Annotated in this window: 4 protein-coding genes; 1 reads left to right on the plus strand and 3 read right to left on the minus strand. The window is 73.5% G+C overall.

The window, feature by feature from the left end; all coding sequences use genetic code 11:
• Positions 1–135 precede the first annotated feature (135 nt).
• Complete coding sequence (locus V7793_RS35735) at positions 136–426, plus strand: hypothetical protein (protein WP_336013842.1); 291 nt, start codon at positions 136–138, stop codon at positions 424–426.
• A gap of 24 nt (positions 427–450) precedes the next feature.
• On the opposite strand, the gene msrB is transcribed toward V7793_RS35735, so the two are convergent.
• The 3 genes from msrB to V7793_RS35750 all read right to left on the minus strand — a co-directional run bounded on the left by msrB (position 451) and on the right by V7793_RS35750 (position 2,995).
• Positions 451–858: a peptide-methionine (R)-S-oxide reductase MsrB gene (gene msrB, locus V7793_RS35740; RefSeq protein WP_336013843.1), complete on the minus strand. Its 408-nt coding sequence runs from the start codon at positions 856–858 to the stop codon at positions 451–453.
• A 42-nt stretch (positions 859–900) separates the two neighbouring features.
• Positions 901–2,295: a UDP-N-acetylmuramate--L-alanine ligase gene (murC, locus tag V7793_RS35745; protein WP_336013844.1), complete on the minus strand. Its 1,395-nt coding sequence runs from the start codon at positions 2,293–2,295 to the stop codon at positions 901–903.
• An 82-nt stretch (positions 2,296–2,377) separates the two neighbouring features.
• A complete protein-coding gene (locus tag V7793_RS35750; protein WP_336013845.1) occupies positions 2,378–2,995 on the minus strand; it encodes a response regulator transcription factor in 618 nt (205 codons plus the stop codon).
• Between the last annotated feature and the right edge of the window lie 43 nt (positions 2,996–3,038).

The raw sequence follows: 3,038 nt of genomic DNA on the forward strand, positions 1-3,038 counted from the left end.
TGCGGCTGACCCCGCCGCGCCTGCGTTGCGGCGGGGCGGGGCCGGAGAGACGCTGAGAGTGGGCGCATCCGCGCCTCAGTGAGCGCGGAGCCGGAGCGCCGGGTGCGGTGGGTCGCCCCGAGGGGACGATGAGCCATGCGCATGATGCTCAGGGCCCGGCTGGACACCCACGCTTCGAACGAGGCCTACAAGAGCGGCAACCTCGCGAAGTTCGTGCAGGACCTGATGGACCGCACCAAGCCCGAAGCGGCCTACTTCGGCCCCATGGACGGCGGCCGCACCTGCACGCTCGTCTTCGACCTGGCGGACCCGTCGCAGATACCCGCCACCCTGGAGTCGCTCCTGCTCGAGATGGAAGCCGATGTCGAGCTGCTCCCCGTCATGAACTACGACGACCTGAAGAAGGGCCTCGCCGCGCGCAAGTGAGCCGGACTCACCCGTTGCCCGGTCTCAGTCCTCCGCAGGCTCCAGGCGCAGGGCGATGGAGTTGATGCAGTAGCGCTGGTCGGTGGGGGTGGGGTAGCCCTCGCCCTCGAAGACGTGGCCGAGGTGGGAGCCGCAGCGGGCGCAGCGGACCTCGGTGCGCGCCATGCCGTGCGAACGGTCGTCGATCAGCTCGACCGCGGACGAGTCCTTCGGGTCGTAGAAGCTGGGCCAGCCGCAGTGGCTCTCGAACTTCTCGGTGGAGCGGAACAGCTCCGCGCCGCAGGCGCGGCAGGAGTAGACGCCCGCGGTCTTCGTGTCGGTGTACTCGCCCCGGAAGGCGGGCTCGGTGCCGGCCCTGCGGAGCACCTGGTACTCCGCGGGGGAGAGCTCCGCCCGCCACTGCTCGTCCGTCTTCTCGACCTCGTACGCCATCTCGCACGCCTTCCGGGGGGTCGCGGCTGTCCGCCGGTGCGGTCAGCTCTCCAGGCGGGCCAGGATGCGCGGACCGAGGTCCGTCACGTCACCGGCGCCCATGGTCAGAACGAGGTCTCCGGGGCGGGCCATTCCCGCGACCACGTCCGGGATCGCCGCCATGTCGTGCTCGGCGCGCACGTCGGCGCCGGCGGCCGTCGCGGCGTCGATGATCAGGGCGCTGGTGACGCCCGGGACCGGGTCCTCGCGGGCCGGGTAGATGTCCAGGACGACCGAGGCGTCGGCGAGGGCGAGGGCCTGGCCCATCTCCGTGCCGAGCTCCTGGGTGCGGGAGAACAGGTGCGGCTGGAAGACGACCAGGAGGCGGGCGTCGGCGGCGGCGCCGCGGATGGCCTCCAGGTCGGCGCTCATCTCGGTCGGGTGGTGCGCGTAGGAGTCGATGACCTGCACGCCGCGGGCCTCGCCCTTGAGCTGCAGGCGGCGCTTGACGCCGGTGTACTTGCCGAGCGCCGAGGCCAGGTTGTGCGCGGGGATGCCGAGCGCGATGCCCGCCGCGAGGGCGGCGACGGCGTTGAGGGCGTAGTGACGGCCGGGGACGGAGACCGTGAAGGTCAGCATCTTGCCGCCCAGCAGGACGGTGACCTCGCTGGTCAGGCCGCGCGGGGTGACCTTCAGGACGCGCACGTCGGCGTCCTCGGCCTCGCCGTAGGTGACGACCTCGATGTCGTGGCGGCCCGAGATGCGCTCGGTGAGCTCGCGCGCGCCCGCCTGGTCGGCGGCGACCACGAGCGTGCCGCCCGGGCGGATCCGGCCGGCGAAGGTCTCGAACGACTCGTAGATCTCGTCCATCGACGCGTAGTTCGCGTGGTGGTCCAGCTCCACGTTGAGGATGATCGCGACCTCGGGCGCGTACTTGTGGAAGCTGCGGTCGCTCTCGTCCGCCTCCGCCACGAAGATCTCGCCGGCGCCGTGGCGCGCGTTGGAGCCGGGGGCGTCCAGGTCGCCGCCGATGGCGTACGACGGGTCGAGGCCCAGGGCGTCGAGGGAGACGGCGAGCATCGACGTCGTGGTCGTCTTGCCGTGGGTGCCGGCGACCGCGATCGGGCGCAGGCCGTCCATCAGGCGCGCGAGGGCGTCCGAGCGGTGCACGACGGGGATGCCGCGCTCGGCGGCGGCGGCCAGCTCGGGGTTGTCGGCGCGGATGGCGCTGGAGACGACGACGCAGGAGGCGTCGTCGGCCAGGTGCCCGGCGGCGTGCCCGATGTGCACCGTGGCGCCCAGGGCGCGCAGGGCCTCGGCGGTCGCGGAGTCCTTGGCGTCGCTGCCGGCGACGGCCGCGCCGCGCTGGGCGAGGATCTTCGCGATGCCCGACATGCCGGCGCCGCCGATGCCGATGAAGTGCGGTCGGTCCATCGTCGTGGGGACGGCCGGTGCCATGTGCGGTGCTCCCTGGGTCGGTGCGGTGTAGCTACGGGACCCTGATTCTTGCACCCCGCGTCCGCGGCCCGGCCCGCCCCCGTCACACGGACCGGATGAGCCCTCCCGCCAGCCCCGCCGCGATGGCGGCCGTGCGGCTGTCGACGCCGAGCTTGCCGTAGATGTGCACGAGGTGGGTCTTGACCGTGGCCTCGCTGATGAACAGGCGGCGCGAGATCTGCTTGTTGGCCAGGCCCTCGGCGAGCAGGCCGAGGATCTCGGTCTCGCGCGGCGACAGCGTGGGGCGGCCCGACCGCACGCGGCCGAGCAGGCGCGCGGCGACGGGCGGGGCGAGGACCGTCTCGCCGCGGGCGGAGGCCTGGACGGCCGCGGCGACGTCCTCGGGCGGGGCGTCCTTGAGGAGGTAGCCGGTCGCCCCCGCCTCGACGGCGGCCAGGATGTCGGCGTCGGTGCTGTAGGTGGTGAGGATGAGCACGGCGGGCGGGTCCGGCAGGGCGGTGATGCGGCGGGTGGCCTCGACGCCGTGCATTCCGGCGCCCATCTGGAGGTCCATGAGGACGACGTCGGGGCGGGTGCCGGCGTCGAGCAGCCGCAGGGCCTCGGCGCCGTCGCCGGCCTCGCCGACGGCCTCCACGCCGGGGAGCTCGTCGACCATGGCGCGCAGCCCGCGCCGGACGACGGGGTGGTCGTCGACGATCAGGACGCGGACGGCCTCGCGGACGGCGCCTTCGGGGTGTGCCGGC

This window comes from Streptomyces sp. KLMMK (assembly GCF_036961605.1).
Taxonomy (GTDB): Bacteria; Actinomycetota; Actinomycetes; order Streptomycetales; family Streptomycetaceae; genus Streptomyces; species Streptomyces telluris.